This window comes from Streptomyces sp. AC627_RSS907 (assembly GCF_019049165.1).
The window spans coordinates 1-579 of sequence record NZ_JAGMUE010001414.1 but is presented as its reverse complement, the minus strand read 5'-3'; the positions used below and the strand labels follow the sequence as shown (position 1 = coordinate 579).

Below are 579 nucleotides of genomic sequence, written 5' to 3'. Positions count from 1 at the left end.
GGGCTCGCCTGCTGCCGCTGCGCCCGGTCGCTGCCGCGCCGCGACCCGCGCTGGGTCACCCGCGTACCGAACAGATCGCTGCGGATGACCTGTACGGCCACGATGACGAACAGCCACAGTACGGCGAGGAAACCCAACCGCATGACCGTGAGGGTCAGCTCTGACATTGCCCCCGCTTCACCCTTCGGCTTGCCGATAAACGATGGTGGTGCTGCCCACGACGACGCGGGAGCCGTCGCGGAGCGTAGCGCGCGTGGTGTGCTGTCCGTCTACCACGATGCCGTTGGTCGATCCCAGATCCTGGACCGTCGAGGGCGTTCCGACCCGGATCTCGCAATGCCGGCGCGAGACGCCCGGATCGTCGATCCGCACGTCGGCGTCCGTGCTCCGACCCAGCACCAGAGTGGGCCGGGAAATCTGATGGCGGGTGCCGTTGATCTCGATCCACCGCCGCGTCTGCGCTCCCGGGTGCGGACCCGCGCCGGGCTGACCCGCCCGCGGCGCGGGACGCGCCCCGGGCGGCGGGGCACTGGGCATCGGCGGCGGACCACCGGGCGCGTTCCCCCCACGGGGCGGTAC

At 71.7% G+C, this 579-nt stretch carries 1 protein-coding gene and 1 pseudogene; both read right to left on the bottom strand.

Annotated elements, in window-relative coordinates:
• Positions 1-167: pseudogene (locus KUM32_RS42190) on the bottom strand (FHA domain-containing protein); the annotation flags it as partial.
• Between the two features lie 10 nt (positions 168-177).
• Positions 178-579, bottom strand: a 402-nt coding sequence (locus KUM32_RS42185) for an FHA domain-containing protein (RefSeq protein ID WP_217146885.1), incomplete at its 5' end; no start/stop codon positions are given.